Below are 18,938 nucleotides of genomic sequence, written 5' to 3' on the forward strand. Positions count from 1 at the left end.
GATCAGTCCGGCACCTGCAGAGGCAACCATCGCAACGATCAGTGCCCATGTCAGGGGCTTGGTGTATTTGCGGAGTGAGTTCATGGTTCGTCCATTTTAGGCCGGTCAAGCAGCTGCGCCCGGTACAGCTTCTTCAGGCCCTCGGCCGGGCGGACAGGCTCCGGCCAGCGCGGTGAGAGGGCATCCCCCAGCGTGATCCCCCGCATCCGGCGCCCGAACATGGGGAGCACCCACTGGCGCAGCCATTCGGCCTCGCGCAGCGCCGCGGCGCCGGGGCCGAGGCGCTCGGCAGGGCCGAACGGCTCGAACGCCAGCCGGTGGCGCACGCCTAGCAGGTCCAGCACGCGGATGGCCAGGTAGCGGTGCCCGGCCCGGTTCATGTGCAGCCGGTCGGTGTCCCACATGCGCCGGTCCCGGTAGGCGTCCCACGCCCAATAGTCCACCAGGGTGGCCCCGTGTTCCGCGGCGAGGCGGCGCACCTCCGCATTGAAGACGTGGTTGCGCCGCCTCATGCGTTCCAGCATCGGGCTGAGCGGAACGTCGAACCCGGTGAAGAGCAGGACCTGCGCCCCAGAGGCGCAGAGCCGGGCGACCGCCTCCCCGTAGAGCGCCAGCAGGGCCCCCATGTCCTGGCGCAGCTCCAGCAAGTCGTTGCCTCCGGCGTAGAAGGACACCAGCGTCGGCTCGCACGCCAGCGCGGGGCCGATCTGCTCGTCGACAATCCGGGCCAGCCGCCTGCTGCGGATCGCCAAGTTGGCGTACTCCCATTCGGGGTCCGCTTTGGAGAGTTGCTTCGCGACCCGGTCCGCCCATCCGCGCACGCCGTTGGGGAACCTCACGTCCCAGTCGCCCACGCCCTCGGTGAAGGAGTCGCCGATCGCGACGAACCGCCCTGCCATGCCCGCGATGCTAGACGCCGAAAAAGGCCGGGTCTCGACGGCCGGGCGAACACGCCATGAACTGCGGGCCGAAGGCTGCACGCCGGCGCCGCCGTATCCGGCCCGGACGCGGTGGGACCCGGGCATCGGGAAAACCCCTGCCCGTACAACCACGGGTTGATTCCGGATGCTCCGGTCCACCCGGGTTACCGCCTCCCACGCCTCCCACGCCTCGCTTCGCTCGACGCGGGGCCCTCGGCGGTTAGGCTGGGGCCATGGCCGACCTTCGCCCCGCGATTTGGCTGCCCCGCCACCGGGGCCGGAAGCTGGCACACCACCTGGTGCCGGCGTTCGTCGTCGCCTCCTTCCTGCTGGCCCTGGCCGTGGCCGCCCTCCTGATGGACCACCTTCTCTTCGCTGTCTCCATGCTCGCCCTGGGCGCCGCCGCGGCCGTGTCCATCCTTCGCGAGTTCCGCCGGCACGGCTCGGTGCCCACCCCGGAGAGCGCCTCGGTGGTGACCTCCTCGGGGCGCCGCGCGGCCACCCGCTTCGCGATGGCCGGCGCCACCGCCGTCGGGTCCGCGGTCACGGTGGGGCTGGGAGTGGTGACCATGGTCGCCGCGCTCGCGCTCGAGGCCCGGTACCTGCTGCTGCACGGGGACCAGCCCCGCCTGCTGCAAATGCTGGGCTCCGCGGTGCTGCTGGTGGTCGGCTTCGGGATCCTGCGCGAGGGGCTGCGGCTGGCGCGCGTCGCCGCCACGGACCATCCCCCGGGGGTGTACCTGACCCGCAGCCGGATCGTGGTCTCCGGCCCCGACGGCATGAACGAGGTCTATTGGAAGGACGTCGAGTCCGTCGCGGCGGAGAACCCGCGCGGCCGGGTCCCGCTCGGGGACCGCGGCCCGGCCTACATCACCGTCCGGCGGCGCTCCGGCGGGGACGGCCTGGACAGCAGGCGGGCGGCGCGGCGGGACTTCCTGCAGGAACGGCGCCACAAGCGCGTGGTGGTTCCGGTCCAGTACCTCACCGCCGACCCCAACCTGCTGCTCAACGCCGTCGAACACTACCTCACCCATCCGGACGACCGGCCCGAACTCGGCACCCCCGCGGCCCTGCGCCGGCTCGCGGGGCACGGCTAGCGCGCGGGGCCGCATTCGTGCCGTGGGACGGCATGGTGGCGGGAACGGGGCGCGGGGCGCTCGTAGGGTGGACTGGGCATCCGGGGCGACCGGCCCCGCAGCACCGGACAGACGCGCGAAAGGAGCGGCGGACATGGGCATTTGGCACGACGAGGTCGGCATCGAGGAGCTCAATGAGAAGAACCTCGGCTGCCTCAACGAGACTTTGGGCATCGAAATCACCGAGGTGACCCCCACGTCCCTTAAGGGCCGCATGCCCGTCGACGCGCGCACCATCCAACCCGCCGGGGTCCTGCACGGCGGGGCCTCGGTGGCCTTCGCCGAGACCCTGGCGTCCTGGGCCGGGTACCTGGCGGTCGACCGCTCCCGCTTCCACGTGGTGGGCCAGGAAATCAACGCGAACCACATCCGCCCGGTCGCCCCGGGCAACTGGGTCTACGGAGAGGCCACTGCGGCGAACATCGGCCGCCGTGCCCACGTGTGGGAAGTCAGGCTCACCAACGAGGCGGGCAAGCTGGTGTGCATCTCGCGCTGCACGCTCGCCGTCCTGGAGGTTCCGAGCGCCTACGCCACCGCCGACCAGCGCGGCTAGCCACCCGCATGCAGGAGGAGGAACCGCCCCGTGGACGGCCCCTCCTACCCGTTTCAGACGTGCTTCGGGCCTGCCTTATGCGTGCCTGACGTCCGTGCGCTCGTGACGGCCCAAGAGCAGCCCCAGGACCACCATGCCAGCCCCCAGGAACAGGTGCAGCCAGTTATCCGCCATATTCACGGGGACGAAGTTCGCTGCGCTGTCGTGGCCGATGACCAGGCCGTAGAGCCACAGGACCAGGTAGACCACCCCGCCCCAAATGAGGTAGTTCCGGGCCCCTGCGGGGGTGCGCGCGAGCGCCAGGCCGGCGACACCGATCAGGATGTGAACGATGTTGTGCAGGATAGACACCTGGAAGATCCCCAGCAGCAGGGCCGTGGAGTGGTGTCCGATGAACGCGAGTTGATCGTAGTTAGTGGTGACGCCGGGAATGAAACCCAGCAGGCCCACGAGGACGAAGACGGCGCCTATAGCCATTGCCACCTTCTGCACGGTGGTGCGGCCGGTTGCACCGGTAGCTGGTACTCCTACGGTACCCATGGCGTTCCTTCCTTGGTGCCAATTTCAGGGTTTGAGGACCACCTTGATGCAGCCCTCCTGTTTCTTTTGAAACATTTCGTACAGGCCGGGGCCCTCGGACAGAGGGGCCGTGTGGGTGACCAGGTCGTCCAGGCCCAACGGATCGCTGTCATCCTCGGCCAGGGGAAGCAGCCGGTCGATCCACCGCCGGACGTTGCATTGGCCCTGGCGCACCTGAATCTGTTTGTCGAACAGGTCCTGCAACGGCATGGGGGTGGCCTTGCCGGCATAGACGCCGCTAAGCGAGATCGTCCCGCCGCGGCGCACCAAGTCCACCGCGCTGTGCAGCACGGCGGTCCTGTCGATCGACACGGTTTCCATGGCCTTGCGGGCCATCGCGTCAGGCAGCAGCCCCACGCCTTCCTGGAGGAAGGTTCCGAAGGGAGAACCGTGGGCCTCCATCCCGACGGCATCCACGACGGCGTCCGGACCGCGCCCGGTCGCTTCGCGGATCTTGGCCAGCGCGTCGGGAGTGAAATCCATGGATTCGGTCCCGTTCCGTTCGGCCATGGCGCGCCGCTCGGGCACCGGATCGATCCCGAAGACGCGGTAGCCGCGGTAGGCGGCGATGCGGGCGCACAACTGCCCGACGGGGCCCAGCCCGTATACCGCCACCGTCCCGCGCTCGGGGACGGCCGCATACTCCACAGCCTGCCAGGCGGTGGGCAGGATGTCGCTGAGGAAAAGGTAGCGGTGGTCGGGCAGGTCCTGCCCGACCACGAGGGGCCCGTAGTCGGCGAAGGGGACCCGCAGGAATTCCGCCTGGCCGCCGGGGACGCTGCCGTAGAGTTGGGAATAGCCGTAGAGGGCAGCGCCCTTTCCGTGGGCGACCACTTGGGTGGTCTCGCATTGGGACTGGAGCCCGTGGTCGCACATCCAGCAGTTCCCGCAGGCGATGTTGAAGGGAACCACCACCCGGTCCCCGATCTTCAGCCGCTCGACGCCGGATCCGACCTGCACCACCGTCCCCATGGGCTCGTGACCAAGGACGTCCCCGGGATTCATGTACGGACCCAGGAGTTCGTACAGGTGCAGGTCCGAACCGCAGATCGCGGTGGAAGTGATTTGGATGATCGCATCCCCGGGTTCTTGGATCACGGGATCCGGCACGTCCTCATAGGCGATCTTCCGTTTTCCCTGCCAGGTCAACGCCTTCACGGCGGACCTCCTCGGATTGGGGGCCGTTGCAGCCCAGTCAAGCACAGCCGGACCGGCACGGGAAGGCGTCGCACCCGAGTATCCGGCGGCCCCGGGATCCCTTGCGGGGGGCGGCAGGGGTTGGTTCACTGTGGGAACCCACGAAAGGACGGGACATGACGGGTCCGCTCTGGATGGAGGGGCGCGTGCCCCCTGACTGCGACGTCCTGCCCCGCGGCACCGACGGAACGATCGACACGATCGTCGTCGGCGCGGGCATCACCGGACTGTGCACCGCCCTGATGCTGCTCCGTGCCGGGCAGCGGGTCGTGGTGCTGGAGGCACGCCATCCCGGCGCGGTGACCACCGGCCGCACCACCGCCAAGGTCACCGCCCTGCACGCCGGCCGCGCCGGGACCATCCTGCGCCGCCACGGCGCCGAGGTGGCCCACGCCTACGTGCGCGCAAACGCCGACGCCCTGGACTGGCTGGCGCGCCTGTGCGGCGGCCTCGGCGTGGACATGCAGACCCGCAGGGCCGTCACCTATGCCCAAACCACCACCGGCCGGGCCAGGCTCGAAGACGACCTGAGGGTGCTGGAAACGGCCGGCCTGCCCGCACTCGATCTCCGTCCGGGCAGTCTGGAGGTGCCGTTCCCCTTCGCCGGCGCGGTGGGGCTGGAAGGCCAGCGCCAATTCGATCCCATGGACTTCGTCTCCGCGGCCGTGGCGGAGGTGCGCCGGCTCGGCGGAACCGTGGTCGCGGGAGCCCGAGTGCTTGGGGTGTCCGCCACGGGCACCCCCACGGTGCGCATCGGGCCCGGGCATCCGGCGGAGCGGCGGGCTCCGGTCCGGCTGGGCGCCCGCCGGGTGGTCATGGCCACTGGAACCCCCACACTGCTCCGGGGCCTGGTCTTCACCCGGGTCCATCCGGAACGCTCCTACATCCTGGCCTACCGGAGGGTGCATCCCGGCGCCGGGGACCTGCCCGGTGACATGCTCATTTCCCTGGACGGGCCGCGGCGGTCGCTGCGCACCACCACCTCCCCCGACGGGACCGAACGGCTCCTGGTCGGCGGGGCCTCCCACGTGGTGGGGCGGGACCCGGGAACGGTCCCCCTGGCCAACCTCCGGGCCTGGGCCAACAGGATGTTTCCGGACCTGGCGGAGACCCATGCGTGGTCCGCCCAGGACTACTCCCCCGTCGGCGGCCTGCCGATGGCGGGCCCGCTGAGGGTGGCGGGCCTGGGCGCAAGCCCGGTGCTGTTCGCCAGCGGATTCGCCAAGTGGGGCATGACCAACGGGGTGGCGGCGGCGATGCACCTGGCCCGGCTGTGCGCCGGGCGCGCCACGGAGGACACCGCCCCCTCCTTGGAGTGGGCCGAAAGGCTCTATGGCAGGCACCCGGACATGGAGGGGGCGGCGGATACGGCGCGGCTGAATGCCGGGGTGGTCTCCCGGTTGATCGCCGAATCGGTGCAGAGGGCCACCCCGCGCTGCACCCATCTGGGCGGGCGGCTGCACTGGAACGCCGTGGAACGGAGCTGGGACTGCCCATTGCACGGTTCCCGGTTCGCCCCGGACGGGTGCCTGCTGGAAGGTCCGGCCACCCGGAACCTTCCGCCGAGCCCCCGCAACCGGCCGCCCGCACCAAATGATCCCGACCTGGGCACTGCTCCGCCGGGAACGCCCTAGGCGGGCCACCCGGCGTCGGGCCCCTGGCCGAAGTCGGGTGAGAACTGCGGCACCTGCGGCGCGGTGGTGGTCAGGTGCGCCACCGCACGGCCTCCGGTGCAGCGGTAGACGTGCTCGACGTCCCCAGGGAAACGCATGAAGTCGCCGACGTCCAGGATCCGCAGCTCGTTCCGCGGACCGGCCTCCACCTGCCCCTCCACCACGTAGATCTGGTGCAGCGTGCCCGGCCCGTGCGCCGGAACGGCGTGGGACTGCCCGCCCTCGACGACGACCATCTGCGTGCGCACGTAGCCGGACCCGTAGATCTGGTCCAGGTGGCGGCTCTGCCCCGTGGGGGTGGAGACCCACTGCGCCTCCGCCGCACGCGAGACGTGGGAGCGGGTTCCCCACTCGGTCACCAGCCGGCGGAAGCTCACGCCGAGGGCCCGGCCGATGCTTTCGACCGTCTCCACCGTGGGGTTGCCCTGGCCCTGTTCGATTTTGGACAGGGTCTGCTTGGAGACCTCCGCCCGGCGGGCCAGTTCCCCGAGGGAAAGGTCGCGCTCGGCACGGAAGCGGCGAATGTTGCGGGAGACTAGGTCGTTCATGGTCACGGCAAAAGTGTCACTTATAAGTGACCATCTGTCACGTTTGACATCCATTCGGGGGCGGATCACACTGGAATAGCGAGAATTCGTTCCGGTGACCGGAACGCCCATTAGGCAGAGAACCGCTGAATCCCGGGAGAACCGCTGTGCAGGAAAAAACCATGAGCCGCACCACCGTGAACGCCGCACGCGACGACCGCGCCGCCGTCGACAAGGCCATGGCACTGCTGAACGCCTTCGGCAACGACGCGCTCACCGGCGTCGGAGTCAGCGAGCTGGCCCGCCGCGCTGACCTGTCCAAGTCCACCGCCTTCCGCCTGCTGGGCATGCTCCAGCGCAACGGCGCCGTCGAGCGCGCGGGCAATGCGTACCGCCTGGGCAAGATGATCCAGAACCTCGGAGTCAGCCAGGAGACCACCTCCCACGGACGCATCCGCGATGCGCTGACCCCGTACCTGGCCGACCTCTACGAACTGAGCAAGCAGACCGTGCACCTGGCCGTGCTGCAGGGCACCGACGTCGTCTACCTCAACAAGCTGTACGGGCACCTGCAGGTGCGCAGCCCCTCCCGGATCGGCGGACGCGCCCCGGCCTACTGCACCGCCGTGGGCAAGGTCCTGCTGGCCTACGACTCGGAGACCGCCGAGGAGGTGCTGCGCGGCGAGCTGTCCGCCTGGACCCCGGCCACCATCACCGACCCGGAGGCGTTCCGGCGCGAACTGGATCAGGTCCGCCGCAGCAACCTGGCCTACGACCGTGAGGAGATCCTCACCGGCCTGAACTGCATCGCTGCCCCGGTGATGGGCCCCAACGGCCGCCCGATCGCCGCGCTGTCCGTGTCCGGCCCGGCCGGCAAGTTCGACCCGGCCTCCCAGGCCAACGTGCTGCGCAAGGTCTGCTACGCCGCCTCCCGGGCGATGGCCGCCGTCAATGCGCGCCAGCAGCACCAGCTGCGGCTGGTGCAGGGCGCCTAGCAACCGGCTCCCGCCCCTGCCGCTGGCCGCCGCGGCCCCCTCACCGGGCCTTTGCGGCGGTAAGCGCGGGGCAGCAGGGTCCCCTTCGTGGCGACGAAGTCGACACGAGAGGGCCTGCCCCGCGCGTCAGTGCGTCGGGACGTCGTCCAAGTGCCGGGATTCCTCCAGCACCCAGTCCGGCTCGGCGGCGAGCAGCGAGAGCGACTCGCCGGGCACGTCCACGTCGACGACGTAGCGGTACCCGGCGGCCTCGCCGCGGGCGATCGCGTCCAGGTCCCCCTCGGCCGTGGCCAGCACCAGCCGGCGGCAGGCCGGATCCTCGGCCATGATCCTTTCGGAAACCAGCTGCAGTGCCTCGGCCGTGGCGTCGGCGCTGGGCTCGACGAAGCGGTCCCGCACGCCCACGGGATAGGTGGCTGCCAGCCGGGTCGCGGCGACGAACGCCGCCTTGACCTCGCCCCGCGGGGCCCCGTCCTGGGTCACGGACCAGGCCTTGAGCCATCCGTCGGGGGCGGGGATCTCCGCGGCCGTCCAGGAGGATGGCAGCGGGTCCGGCCACTTGAGCAGGTCGACCTCGTCAGCGGACATGGACCCTACCTTTCCTTGTTCACCAATGCGCGGATGGCCGGCTTGTCCAGCTTTCCGGCGCCGTTGCGCGGCACGGTGCCGGTGAGCACCAGGTGCTTGGGCAGCTTGTAGCGGGCCAGATACCTGGCGCTGAAGTCGCGGACCTCTTCGATGGTGGGGACCTTGCCGCCCTGGCAGCTCATGACAGCCACCACGGATTCGCCCCACTTCTCATCCTGCACGCCGACCACGGCCACGTCCACCACTCCGGGGAACTCCATCAGCGCGCGCTCGACCTCGGCCGGGTAGACGTTCTCGCCGCCGGTGATGATCATGTCCTTGAGCCGGTCCACGATGAAGAGGAACCCGTCCTCGTCCTCGTAGCCGATGTCCCCGGAGCGGAACCAGCCTTCGGAGAATGCCGCGTCGGTGGCCTCCGGGTTGTTCCAGTAGCCGCCGGTGACGTTGGGCCCGCGGACCCACATCTCGCCGGTGGCCCCGGCCGGGGCGTCCTGCCCGGTGGCCGGGTCCACGATGCGGACGTCCGTGTACGGCATGGGCAGGCCGCAGGATCCGGGCTTCTGGTAGGTCAGTTCGGTGGGCAGGTAGGTGGCGAACGGGGCGGTCTCGGTCAGTCCCCAGGCCTGCTGGACCGGCACACCCTTGACCTCGTACTGCTTGAGCAGCACCGGAGGGACCGGGGCGCCGGCGCAGATCAGGGCGCGCAGGCTGGAGATCTCCACCTCGCTGAACTCGTCCGTCTGCTGCATCGCCGAGAGCATCGCCGGGACCAGGAAGGCCTGGTTGACGCGAAAGTCCTGGATGTCGCGCAGGGTCTGGCGCGGATCGAAGGTGCGCCGGAGCACGGTCCGGCCCCCGCGCACGATCGACCGGATGGTCAGCGCGTTCAGCCCGCCGATGTGGAACAGCGGCGCGACGGCCAGGTTGGTGTCCCCCCGCCGGGTGTCCACCAGCGAGTCGACGTTCACGGAGTTCCACCACACGTTCCCGTAGGTCAGCTGCACGCCCTTGGGCTTGCCGGTGGTGCCGGAGGTGAACATCAGGATCGCCAGGTCGTCCTCGGCGGCCGGCACGACGGCGGGGGCCGGCTTCTCGCCGTCCGCACCGTCCGCGCGGGCCAGGAAGTCGCTCAGCAGCGTCCAGTGGCCTTGGATCTCGGCCTTGACTGGCACGGCCGGGTCGTTGTCGACCAGGACCAGTTCGATCGCGTCCTCGTCGAACTCGTCGAACTCGGCCAGCGCCTCCACGACGTCCTGGTGGCAGGGCTCGGTGACCAGGATGGACGGGTTCGACTGGGCTAGCAGGCCCTCGACCTCGCGCGGGGCCAGCCGGAAGTTGAACGGCTCGAACACCGCCCCGACCCACCAGGCGGCCAGCATGGTGGTCAGGAAGGTCGCGGAGTTCAGGCCCAGGTAGGCCACCCGGTCCCCGCGCTCGATCCCGAAGTCCTCCAGCGCGGTCGCCATCCGGCGGACCTGCCCGTGGAACTGGCCGTAGTCCAGTTCCTGGCCCTCGTACACGAGGACCGGGTTCTTCGGGAAGTACCGCGCCTGGCGGGAGAACCCGAGCACGGGGTTGCGGTCAACGGTGGTCATAGGTCGTCCCCTCCTGCGGCGCGCTCGCCGAAGCCACGGACGCCGATGCCGCCGTCCGCCTGAATGATCTGGCCGGTGATGTTTCCGGAGTTCCTGCGCGAGGCCAGCAGCACGTAGGAGCCGGTGAAGTCCCTCGGGTCCACCGAGGCGTCGTGCAGCGGGATCAGCGGGTTGTTGCCGGTGATCTCCGAGCGGGCGAAGGACGCGCCGATGGAGCGTTCCTTCAGGCCGAGCGACTCGGGCCCGCGCAGGTCGGTGTTCATGCCGCCCACGGCGACGCCGTTGACGCGGATCTTCGGGGCCAGCTCGTAGGCGAACTGGTTGACCAGGCCGCGGCTGGCGAACTTGGAGGCCGTGTAGATCGGGCCGCCTCCGGCGGTGTGGAAGGAGGCGTTGGAGAGCGTCATGACGATGCTGCCGCGGGTCTTGACCAGTTCGCGCCAGGCCGCCTCGACGGTCAGCAGGTAACCCTTGACGTTGATCGCGAACAGTTCGTCGAACGTGGCGCCCAGCTCCTCGCCGCCCAGGCGGGTCACGGAACGGTTGAAGTCCCAGATGCCGGCGTTCGGCACCAGGATGTCCAGCTTTCCGAACTTCTCCACGGTCCGCTGCACGGCGCTGTGCAGGGAGGCGGTGTCGCGGACGTCGCCGGCGATCGCCAGCATGCGCTCCGGTGCGATCGACGCGTCGACCACTTCCTGGAGCTTCTCCTGTCCGCGGCCGAAGATCGCGACGGACGCGCCCTCGGCCAGGTACCGGTCGGCCACGGCACGGCCGATGCCGGACCCTCCGCCGGTGATGAAAGCGACGTCGCCCTCGAGCCAGCCGCCTCCCGAAATCCCGGTCATGTCTACCTCTCTGTATTCGCCGATCGCCCGGGCCGCTGTTGCGGGCCGGGCACCGGCCGGGGATGTCCCCGAGGTTTGGTGTTCCTAGAAGAAGGTGCTCAGGTTCTTGGCCATAAGCACGTTCACGTCGAACAGCAGCTCGCGGCGCGCGACCTTGAAGCTGCCGTCCGCCTTGATGCGGATGGTGTCCGTGCGGCCGCCGGAATACAGGTCGGTCTCGGTCTGCAGGCGGTTGCGGTACACCAGGAAGGCCGAGCGGACCTTCAGTTCCTGCTCCCCTTCGGCGTTCGCGCCCTGATGGCGGACCGTGATGTTGGAGATCAGGTGGCGGGTGCGCGAGGGCGGGTCCTCGGCCCAGGCCATGCCGGAGTCGTAGCGGCGGATGCGCCAGGCCAGCGATTCCTTCGTTTCGTCGAAGTACGCGGCCTCTCCCGGAACGCCGATGGACAGCGCGGCCTGGCGGCGCAGGCGGTTGGTGCGCAGCGGGGCCCAGTAGGCCAGGTCCTCGTCGAAGATTTCCAGCCAGTCGGCGAACCGGCCGTCGTCGAGCAGTTCCGCTTCGTGGAAGAGGAACTGCTGGACGCGGTAGGCCAGCTCGGCGTCGGCCAGGCGGCCGTCAAGCTCGTCCGTCGCCGTGGGGACGGCGCCCGGAACTGCGTTCTCGGTCATGGTTTTCACGCTTCCTTGGTTGCCGCTGGTGGCCTTAGCGGGCCAGCTTCTTCAGGTCGATGGACGGGTCGGCCAGCTTGTCCCGGTCCACCAGGATCCGGCGGTCGATGATGCGGCGGGCGGCGCGGACGGCCAGGCCCCCGTCGATCGCGGCGCAGCCGACCAGGTAGCCTTCCGGGTCCACGCGCAGCGCGATCGCCGGCTTGCCGGCGGCCTCGCGGATGATCGTGGTGCCTTCGGCGGCCATGGAGCCGACGCCTTCGACGTGCACGCCGTGGCGGTCGGACCAGAACCAGGAGGCTCCGTGGACCGGCAGGTCCTGCTCCAACAGGGCCGCCGCGGCGGTCTCGCCGGCGAACATCGCGTGCTCCCAGTGCTCGGCGCGGCGCAGCAGCGTGCCGTCCGCCAGGCGCGTGCGGGCGGAGTCGCCGGCCGCGTAGACGCGCGGGTGGCTGGTGCGCTGGGACTCGTCGACCAGGGTTCCGTTGTCGGTGTCCAGCCCCGCGGACTCGGCCAGCGCGGTTTCGGGAACGATCCCGATGCCCACCAGCACGACGTCGGCGTCGATGCTTCCGTGCTCGCCCATCCGGATGTGGTGGCCGGCTTCGTCGGCCGTGATGGCGGTGGGGATGCCGGTGACGACCTTGATGCCGTACTCGGCATGCATGTCGTGCAGGCGGCGGGCCAGCTCGGGTCCCACGGCGGGAACCAGCGGCGGGTCGACCGGGTCGATGAGCACGACCTCGGCGCCGAAGGCCAGCGCGGAGGAGGCCACCTCGGCCCCGATCAGGCCGGCGCCGACGATCGCCAGGCGGGTGCCCGGGGTCAGCAGGGAGCGCAGGCGGTCGGCGTCCTCGCGGGTGCGCAGCTCCAGGACGGACTCGAGGTCCCCACCCGGAATCGCCAGGCGGCGGGCGTGGCCGCCGGTGGCCAGGACGATCCTGTCCGCGGCGAGCTCCGCGCCGTCGGCCAGGACCACGGTCCCCTCGTCCGGACGGAGCGCGGTGGCGGTGCCGGTGACGACGTCGACCTTGTGCTCCTCGAACCACGCGGCCGGGGAGAACCGGATGTCCTCGGCACCGCGCTTGCCGAGGAGGTAGTCCTTGCTCAGCGGCGGGCGGTCGTAGGGCAGCCCGGCCGGGTCGACGACGGTCAGCACGCCCTCGAAGCCGCGCGAGCGCAGTTCCTTCGCGACGGTGAAGCCGGCCATGCCGCCGCCGACGATGGTGACGGAGTTCAGGGACATCTCAAAAATCCTTAGGGGTATCGCGTGGTGGGATGCCGGGAGGCGGGTCGGTCAGCCGGACCGCCTCCCGGCGTCGTGCCGGTTAGGCCTCGACGGGGACGTTCGGGTAGAGCAGGACCTCTCCGTCCTGGACCTCCACCTTGTGGGTGCGCGCGGCGATGGTCGCCGGCATGCACAGCGCCTCGCCGGTCTTGAGGCAGAACTTGGCCGAGTGCACCGGGCACTCCACCTCGACGCCTTCGATCCAGCCGTCCGCCAGGGAAGCGGTCTCGTGCGTGCAGGTGTCGTTGAGGGCGTAGAAGTTGCCGTCCTCCGCGTGGAAGACCGCGATGTCCTCGCCGGTGCCGTTCTCGTCGGCGGGGATGACCTTCGCTTCGCCTTCGTCGATGTCGTCGACGGAGCCGATGTTGATGGCGTCGCTCACTGGATTTCTCCTTGGGGTGTTAGTGGGCTATTTGTTCTTGTTTTCGTGCCAGGCGGGCTCGTTCATGAGCGTCGCCCAATGACGGTAGAACCCGCGCCCCGCGGCGTCGGAGTAGAGCTCGGAGGTCTGGCCCGGGTAGGTGCCGTCCTCGCGCTCGCTGCCGATGCCCATCTGGAAGTTCAGCGGGACGTTGTTGGTCACGAAGCCGTGCGAGATCGCCTGGACCTCGGACCAGTTCTCTCCGTCATCGGCCTCGAAGATACCGGAGGGACCGAAGGTGCGCAGGTTGTACAGGCGCTGGGCGTCCTTGACCTCGTCCGGCATGGACTTGTCGACCAGGATCCAGGCCCACACCTCCATCTTGTCCGGGCCCTTCGGGTGCCATACGCGGATGGAGCCGTTCACCGGCAGGTAGGAGAAGGACGGGAAGACCGTGGCGTGGCCGGTGGTCATCGGGCCCTCGACGGCCGCGTCGCCGAGGCGCTCGCGCAGCGCGGCGTAGTCGTAGTGCTCGTGCACCGCCTTCGCGTCGAAGCGGGACTTCGGGTGCGTCGGGAAGCCGGCGCCGTGGCCCTTGGGGGACACGAACTGGCGTCCCGGCGTCGCGGCAATATCGGCTTTGGGACCCTTGCCGGTGGGCGAGAGGACCATCAGCGCGGAGGCGTGGGACATGTTCACGTGGTACCAGTCGGTGGCGAACTGCTCGGCGGCGAGCTTCCAGTTGCCCTCCAGGACCCACTTCATGACGCCGCCGATGACCTCGGTGCCCTCGGGGTCGCGGTCCAGCATGGCGTCCATGTAGTAGCGCATGTCGCCCAGGGCGTCCTCGAGCGGCTCGGCCTTCGGGTCCCAGTTGGCGAAGATCAGGCCCTTGTAGATGGCCACGTTCGGAACCTCGATCAGGCCCCAGTCCTTCTTGTCGAAGTCCTCCGGGTAGGCCTGCTCGTTCGGCACGGACTGCAGCGCGCCCTCCAGGTCGAAGGACCAGCCGTGGTAGGTGCAGGTGAACATCTTGGTGGCCCCGGCGTCGGCGCGGCAGACGCGCACGCCGCGGTGGCGGCAGGAGTTCAGGTACGCCCGGATGCTCTTCTTCTTGTCCATCGTGACGATGATGGGGTCCTCGCCCATGAAGGTGGTGAAGAAGTCGCCGGGCTTCTTGAACTGGCTGGTGTGGGCCAGGAACAGCCAGCTGCGGGCGAAGATGCGGCGCATCTCCTGCTTGTACAGGCCCTCGTCCGTGTAGATGGAGCGGTCGATCAGGCCGCCGTCGGAATCGACCAGCGTCGAGACGTCAAGGTTCGTGGCCAGTTCCTCGGGCCGGGGCATGCGCCCGATGGCCGCGTTCGCCGTCGGTTCGCAGGAATCCGTGGTGGTCATCCCGATCAATCCTCCATTGGACTCAGTGATGTGGGGGGGTGTCTGCATCCATAGCACACCACCGCGGCCTCGCGCCGCCAGCCCCCGTGCCGAACCTTGGGACGGGGCGTTTGTCAAATCCCCGTTCCGCAGACTAGTGGCCGAGGGCCCCGCTCCGCGAGCGCCGGCCCGGCGAGGACGACTCCGTTGAGGACGACGGCGGAGCGGGCCGCCTGCGCGCGGAACCGCCCGCCGCACCGAGCCCGGCACTTCGCGTGCCGAACGCCGGAACCGGGACGGGACGCGGGCGGCGGCCCCGGGGAAGATGAACGCATGACAAAAACCTCCCCTTTCAATGATTCCGGCGTCTTGGTTACCGGCGGCACCTCCGGGCTCGGCGCCGAGGCCGCGCGGGCCTTTGCCGCGCTCGGCGCGCACGTCGTGGTGGCCGGCCGCAGCGCCGGCAAGGGCGCAGCCGTGGCCTCCCAGATCGGCGGCCGGTTCGCCGCGACCGACGTCACGGACGAGGAGCAGGTGCGTGCCGCCGTCGCACTGGCCGCGCAGGCCCCGCGCGGGCTGCGCGCGGTGGTCTCGGCCGCCGGCAGCGCCACGGTCGCCAAGACGCTGGGCCGCTCCGGGCCGCACCCGGTGGATACCTTCCGCGCCCAGCTGGAGACGAACCTCGTCGGCGCGTTCAACGTGCTGCGGCTGGGCGCCGCCGCCATGGACGCCAACGAACCGGACCCGGACGGCGGACGGGGCGTGGTGGTACTGACCTCCTCCGTCGCCGGGTATGAAGGGCAGATGGGCCAGGTCGCCTACGCGGCCGCGAAGGGCGGCATCAACTCGATGGTCCTGCCGGCGGCCCGCGACCTGTCCCGCCACGGGATCCGCGTGCTGGGCGTGGCCCCGGGCGTGTTCGACACCCCGTTCATGGACATCCTCTCCGCGGAGGCGAAGGCCGGCATCGGCGCCTCCGTGCCGTTCCCGAACCGGCTGGGCAAGCCCTCCGAATACGCGGACCTGGTGGTGGCGCTGGCCTCGAACCCGATGGTCAACGGCGAGGTGGTGCGGCTGGACGGGGCGCTGCGGCTGGGGCTGAAGTAGGCCCGGGGCGCACCTCCGGGAGCGGGGCGCCACTGGAGGAAAAGCGTGGCCGGGGCGGATTTCCCGTTCCATACAACGGCACGCCGGATTGGTGGCGGGCGTCACACGATCCACACTCGTGGGGAACCCGTTTTCACTTAGCGCACACCGCAGTGCACCTTTTGGAGTAGTCATGGCACAGTCCACCCCTGCAGTGCCGGCAACCGAGCCGACCCAGAAAGACAGCCGCCGGGCGCTGGTTTCCAGCTTCCTCGGCTCCACCGTCGAGTACTACGACTTCCTGCTCTACGGCGCGGCCGCCGGGCTGGTGTTCCCGCTGCTCTTCTTCCCGAAGACCATGGATCCCACGCTGGGCACCACGCTGTCCTTCGTCATCCTGCTCGCCGGTTACATCTCCCGTCCGGTCGGCGGCATCCTCTTCGGCCACTTCGGCGACAAGTTCGGCCGCAAGAACATGCTCTTCATCACCCTGATGATGATGGGCATGGTCTCGGTGTGCATCGGCCTGATGCCGACCTACGCGACGATCGGCATCGCGGCCCCGCTGACGCTGGTGTTCCTGCGCGTCATCCAGGGCCTGGCCGTCGGCGGCGAATGGGCAGGCGCCACGCTGATGGCCGCCGAGCACGTCAAGGAGAAGAACCGCGGCTTCGCGGCCTCGATCGCCGTCACGGGCGGGCCCACCGGTTCCGTGCTGGCCACCCTGGTGCTCGGCCTCTTCGCCGGCCTGCCGGAGGACCAGTTCCTGGCCTGGGGCTGGCGCATCCCGTTCCTGCTCTCCGCCGCACTCGTGGTGATCGGCCTGTACATGCGCTACCGCGTCACCGAGTCCCCGGACTTCGTCAAGGCCCAGGCCGCGGGCGAGGTGCACACCGGCGTGCCGATCCTGCGCGTGCTCAAGAAGTACCCGCTCTCCAGCCTCTACGGCATCCTGGCCGCCGCCGGCCCGCTGTTCATGCAGGCCCTGCTGGCCGTGTTCATGGTCCCCTACGTGGTCGCCACCGGTGCCATGGACCGCCAGACCGCGCTGATGATGCTGACCTTCTCCTCCTTCCTGCACATCTTCGCGATCCCGTTCTTCGCCTGGCTCTCCGACCGCTTCGGCCGCCGCCCGGTGATGCTGTTCGGCGCGGGCATCTCCGTGGTCTTGGTCTTCCCGATGTTCGCCCTGTTCAACTCCGGCAACTTCTGGATGATCGCCCTGGCCTTCATCGTCGGCAACCCGATCATCCAGGCCTCCATGTACGGGCCGATCGGTGCCTTCCTGGCCGAGAAGTTCGAGACCCAGGACCGCTACACCGGCGTCTCGCTGACCTTCCAGCTCGGCTCCGTCCTCGGCGCCGGCACCGCCCCGCTGATGGCCACCTGGCTGGTCGGCCTGGAGAACGGCCACGGCACCGGCAACATCGCGGTCTACTTCATCATCCTGATCGCCGTCGCCGCCCTGTCGGTCTTCCTGTCTAAGGAAACCCGCGGCCGCGCCGCCCGCAAGGCCACGGCCGACGCCGAGCGCGCCGCCTCCGCCGTCTAGATGAATAAGCCCTGATTGGGCTGTGGTGCAGGAGCAGGTCCCCGGTTTGTTGGCTGCCGGGGGCCTGTCCTGTTTCAGGCGTTGGGCGTTTTCGGATGGTCCTAGATGGCAGTTTTGGGGGCTTGGCCCTCGTCACCGAACTTCCGAACCGCCTCGCGTTCACGGAGCCTGTCCAGCCGGTTCATGACCGGCGCGGTGGTCACCCCGTGAAGCACAATGGACGAGGCAACCACCAGCCCCACAATGGCCCACAGACGCTCGGCCTGGCCGCCGAACCCTCCCTCGCCCAAGGCGTACGCCAGGTAGTAGAGCGAACCGATCCCACGGATGCCGAAGAAGGCTATGGCGATGCGTTCCCGCGGTCCGGTCTTGCCGCCGGCCAGGCCGATCCAGCCGGCCAGGGGACGGACAACCAGCAGGAACGCCAGGGCAACGGCGACCTCGGGCCAGCCGATTCCGGAAAGCAGGCCACGGGCGATCGCGCCGCCGAACAACACCAGGATGATGACGGTCATCAGGCGCTCCAACTGCTCGACATAGCTGTGCAGCACGCGGTGGTAGCCATGCGTATGCTCTGCGGCCCGGATTGTCACCGCACACACGAAGACGGCGACAAAGCCATATCCCTCAATGAGCTCCGTGGTGCCATAGGCCAGAAACGTCGCCGCCAGGGCAACGAAACCTTCGGAGTGTTCGGCCAGACGGATGCTCTTGTGCCTCGAGGAGAAGAACACCAAGGCCAGGAGCTTACCCATGCACACGCCCACCAGCACGCCTGTCCCGATCCTCCAGAGGACGTCGACGGCGAACCACTCCCGGAACCAGGCGGCGGGCTCGACCCCCACCAGGCTGATGGAGATGGCCAGATAGACGAACGGGAACGCGAGCCCGTCGTTCAATCCTGCCTCGGAGGTGAGTCCGAAGCGGATCTCGTCCTCCCGGTCGGTTCCTTCCTCCTCGTCCGCAGGCTCTCCGACCTGCACCTCGGAGGCCAGCACGGGGTCCGTCGGCGCGAGTGCCGCCGCGACCAGCAGCGCAGCGGCAAGACCGAGGCCGAGCACCCCTAAACCCAGCAGCGTGAGCCCCAGGATGCACAGCGGCATGGCCACCCCGAGCATGCGCCATGTCGTGGCCCACCGGCGCCACCCGATCGGGCGGTCGAGCGCGAGCCCGGCACCCATCAGCGAGATGATCACGCAGACCTCGGTCAGGTGCGTCGTGAATTCCGGGAACGCGAGAGGGTCGGGGTCCGGCAGATGCCCAAGGAGGCCAAACGTGAGCGCCCCGGCCGCCAGGAACACCATCGGCATCGACACCGGAGCCCGGCTCAGGAGCCGGGGCAGAACCGCCGCGGCGAAGACAGCCGCTCCCGCTGCCGCAAACACGATACTCGGAGCTTCAAACATTGCCGGTTCCTCCTCAGGAGACGCCCGGTCTAGGCAGACCGGCGGACCGGCCGGTCCACCTGCGGCCGGGCACAGGCTAGTCGCCCGGCCACTTGCCGACGAGGCGCTCGAAAACGCGGGCCCCGCCGCGGTCGACGAGGGTCTTGACGAGGGCGAAAATCGCGCCTTGGATGACGCTGACGATGAGGATCTCCTTCAGCGAGTAGGCCGTGCTGAGCGCCTTGGGCGGATCCTCCTGCACCTGCCCGTAGGGAGTGGCGTGCTTCCACCCCTGGCGGAAGACCAGGCTGGCGATCAGGCCGCCGAGCACGCCCGACAGCAGCCCGAAGGGGCGGTAAAGGAGTTTGGTAAACCTGCTTGCCTGGGGCGCGGTTGCCTGGTGCTTGCCTGTTTGGTTCCTGCCTGCCAGGTTCCTGCCTGCCGGATTCTTGCGCATCGCGGGTCCTCTCTGGAGTAACGCCTCGTGTGGGGCCGGGTATCCCAAAGCTACTCCGAACCGCCTCCGGCCATGCACCTCGACGATCCGTTCGCCTGAGACCAGTGGCACCGTTCGCGGGGCACCCACCGCCGGGGCCCTTGGTCGCCTGG

At 69.5% G+C, this 18,938-nt stretch carries 19 protein-coding genes; 6 read left to right on the forward strand and 13 right to left on the reverse strand.

What is annotated here, in order from left to right:
* Positions 1–80 precede the first annotated feature (80 nt).
* Complete coding sequence (locus ABD912_RS08950) at positions 81–899, reverse strand: SGNH/GDSL hydrolase family protein (protein WP_345150152.1); 819 nt, start codon at positions 897–899, stop codon at positions 81–83.
* Between the two features lie 254 nt (positions 900–1,153).
* On the opposite strand from ABD912_RS08950, the gene ABD912_RS08955 reads away from it, so the two are divergent.
* Together ABD912_RS08955 and ABD912_RS08960 are read left to right on the forward strand one after the other, a co-directional pair.
* On the forward strand, positions 1,154–2,017 hold the full coding sequence (locus ABD912_RS08955; RefSeq protein ID WP_345150154.1) for a hypothetical protein: 864 nt from the start codon (positions 1,154–1,156) through the stop codon (positions 2,015–2,017).
* A 133-nt stretch (positions 2,018–2,150) separates the two neighbouring features.
* Positions 2,151–2,609 (forward strand): PaaI family thioesterase, encoded by a 459-nt coding sequence (locus tag ABD912_RS08960; RefSeq protein ID WP_345150156.1) that lies wholly within the window; start codon positions 2,151–2,153, stop codon positions 2,607–2,609.
* A gap of 75 nt (positions 2,610–2,684) precedes the next feature.
* On the opposite strand, the gene ABD912_RS08965 is transcribed toward ABD912_RS08960, so the two are convergent.
* Positions 2,685–3,149 carry a DUF4383 domain-containing protein gene (locus ABD912_RS08965; RefSeq protein WP_345150158.1) on the reverse strand — a complete coding sequence of 155 codons (465 nt, stop codon included), beginning with the start codon at positions 3,147–3,149 and terminating at the stop codon, positions 2,685–2,687.
* A gap of 24 nt (positions 3,150–3,173) precedes the next feature.
* On the reverse strand, positions 3,174–4,346 hold the full coding sequence (locus ABD912_RS08970; protein ID WP_345150159.1) for an alcohol dehydrogenase catalytic domain-containing protein: 1,173 nt from the start codon (positions 4,344–4,346) through the stop codon (positions 3,174–3,176).
* Between the two features lie 155 nt (positions 4,347–4,501).
* On the opposite strand from ABD912_RS08970, the gene ABD912_RS08975 reads away from it, so the two are divergent.
* Complete coding sequence (locus ABD912_RS08975) at positions 4,502–6,019, forward strand: FAD-dependent oxidoreductase (RefSeq protein WP_345150160.1); 1,518 nt, start codon at positions 4,502–4,504, stop codon at positions 6,017–6,019.
* On the opposite strand, the gene ABD912_RS08980 is transcribed toward ABD912_RS08975, so the two are convergent.
* A complete protein-coding gene (locus ABD912_RS08980) occupies positions 6,016–6,606 on the reverse strand; it encodes an XRE family transcriptional regulator (RefSeq protein ID WP_345150367.1) in 591 nt (196 codons plus the stop codon). The genes ABD912_RS08975 and ABD912_RS08980 overlap by 4 nt on opposite strands.
* A gap of 161 nt (positions 6,607–6,767) precedes the next feature.
* On the opposite strand from ABD912_RS08980, the gene ABD912_RS08985 reads away from it, so the two are divergent.
* Positions 6,768–7,580 carry an IclR family transcriptional regulator gene (locus ABD912_RS08985; protein WP_345150162.1) on the forward strand — a complete coding sequence of 271 codons (813 nt, stop codon included), beginning with the start codon at positions 6,768–6,770 and terminating at the stop codon, positions 7,578–7,580.
* Positions 7,581–7,706: 126 nt separating this feature from the next.
* Here ABD912_RS08985 and ABD912_RS08990 read toward each other — a convergent pair whose 3' ends face one another.
* The 7 genes from ABD912_RS08990 to ABD912_RS09020 all read right to left on the reverse strand — a co-directional run bounded on the left by ABD912_RS08990 (position 7,707) and on the right by ABD912_RS09020 (position 14,327).
* Positions 7,707–8,168 carry a hypothetical protein gene (locus ABD912_RS08990; protein ID WP_345150164.1) on the reverse strand — a complete coding sequence of 154 codons (462 nt, stop codon included), beginning with the start codon at positions 8,166–8,168 and terminating at the stop codon, positions 7,707–7,709.
* A 5-nt stretch (positions 8,169–8,173) separates the two neighbouring features.
* Positions 8,174–9,763, reverse strand: a complete 1,590-nt coding sequence (locus ABD912_RS08995) for an AMP-binding protein (protein WP_345150165.1) — start codon at positions 9,761–9,763, stop codon at positions 8,174–8,176.
* Positions 9,760–10,611, reverse strand: coding sequence for a 3-(cis-5,6-dihydroxycyclohexa-1,3-dien-1-yl)propanoate dehydrogenase (gene hcaB / locus ABD912_RS09000; RefSeq protein ID WP_345150166.1), 852 nt, complete (start codon positions 10,609–10,611; stop codon positions 9,760–9,762). The genes ABD912_RS08995 and hcaB overlap by 4 nt, the downstream gene beginning before the upstream one ends.
* Positions 10,612–10,695: 84 nt before the next feature.
* The gene (locus ABD912_RS09005) at positions 10,696–11,280 is read right to left on the reverse strand and encodes an aromatic-ring-hydroxylating dioxygenase subunit beta (protein WP_345150167.1); all 585 of its coding nucleotides are present in this window, start codon (positions 11,278–11,280) and stop codon (positions 10,696–10,698) included.
* 34 nt (positions 11,281–11,314) lie between these two features.
* The gene (locus ABD912_RS09010) at positions 11,315–12,526 is read right to left on the reverse strand and encodes an NAD(P)/FAD-dependent oxidoreductase (RefSeq protein ID WP_345150168.1); all 1,212 of its coding nucleotides are present in this window, start codon (positions 12,524–12,526) and stop codon (positions 11,315–11,317) included.
* Positions 12,527–12,608: 82 nt separating this feature from the next.
* A complete protein-coding gene (locus tag ABD912_RS09015; protein ID WP_345150169.1) occupies positions 12,609–12,950 on the reverse strand; it encodes a bifunctional 3-phenylpropionate/cinnamic acid dioxygenase ferredoxin subunit in 342 nt (113 codons plus the stop codon).
* A 27-nt stretch (positions 12,951–12,977) separates the two neighbouring features.
* Positions 12,978–14,327, reverse strand: a complete 1,350-nt coding sequence (locus ABD912_RS09020; protein ID WP_345150171.1) for an aromatic ring-hydroxylating dioxygenase subunit alpha — start codon at positions 14,325–14,327, stop codon at positions 12,978–12,980.
* 312 nt (positions 14,328–14,639) lie between these two features.
* Between ABD912_RS09020 and ABD912_RS09025 the strand changes: the two genes are divergently transcribed.
* Complete coding sequence (locus ABD912_RS09025; RefSeq protein ID WP_345150172.1) at positions 14,640–15,413, forward strand: SDR family NAD(P)-dependent oxidoreductase; 774 nt, start codon at positions 14,640–14,642, stop codon at positions 15,411–15,413.
* Positions 15,414–15,585: 172 nt separating this feature from the next.
* Entirely contained in the window at positions 15,586–16,944 is a 1,359-nt protein-coding gene (locus tag ABD912_RS09030; RefSeq protein WP_345150173.1) for an MFS transporter, read from the forward strand.
* A 101-nt stretch (positions 16,945–17,045) separates the two neighbouring features.
* On the opposite strand, the gene ABD912_RS09035 is transcribed toward ABD912_RS09030, so the two are convergent.
* Both ABD912_RS09035 and ABD912_RS09040 read right to left on the reverse strand, forming a co-directional pair.
* Positions 17,046–18,350: a cation:proton antiporter gene (locus ABD912_RS09035; RefSeq protein WP_345150174.1), complete on the reverse strand. Its 1,305-nt coding sequence runs from the start codon at positions 18,348–18,350 to the stop codon at positions 17,046–17,048.
* A gap of 76 nt (positions 18,351–18,426) precedes the next feature.
* Positions 18,427–18,786: a DUF4235 domain-containing protein gene (locus ABD912_RS09040; RefSeq protein WP_345150175.1), complete on the reverse strand. Its 360-nt coding sequence runs from the start codon at positions 18,784–18,786 to the stop codon at positions 18,427–18,429.
* Between the last annotated feature and the right edge of the window lie 152 nt (positions 18,787–18,938).

The sequence above is a fragment of the Arthrobacter ginkgonis genome, from assembly GCF_039540195.1.
GTDB classification, from domain to species: Bacteria; Actinomycetota; Actinomycetes; order Actinomycetales; family Micrococcaceae; genus Zafaria; species Zafaria ginkgonis.